Origin of the sequence: Pseudoalteromonas sp. 120-MNA-CIBAN-0494 (genome assembly GCF_040308885.1) — a bacterium.
Classification (GTDB): Bacteria; Pseudomonadota; Gammaproteobacteria; order Enterobacterales; family Alteromonadaceae; genus Pseudoalteromonas; species Pseudoalteromonas nigrifaciens.
In genome coordinates this window covers 1-265 of the sequence record NZ_JBEOOE010000166.1, presented here as the reverse complement: position 1 = coordinate 265, position 265 = coordinate 1, and the positions used below count along the sequence as shown (strand labels likewise).

Annotated in this window: 1 protein-coding gene; it reads left to right on the top strand. The window is 52.5% G+C overall.

What is annotated here, in order from left to right:
- A partial coding sequence (locus tag AAEY55_RS18380) for a DHHA1 domain-containing protein (protein WP_350552695.1) occupies positions 1–265 on the top strand: 265 nt, incomplete at both ends.

The following is a 265-nucleotide window of genomic DNA, read 5'->3' as shown; positions in this document are numbered from 1 at the left end:
CAGATACAGAGCGTACAGGTGACGACGATGCCATTAAAGGTTCGGCGCGGTCTATCGCTGGCGTGCATATTCGTGATGCGATTGAGCAAGTTGCTGAACGCTATCCTGATCTAATCAGCCATTTCGGTGGTCATGCGATGGCTGCTGGGCTAACCTTGAAGCGTCGCAACTTTGACGCCTTCGTGACGGCTTTCGATGCTGTTATGGCAGAGATGGAGGATGAGGTTTTTGCCGAGCAAAAATTCACCGATGGCCCCTTGCAAGC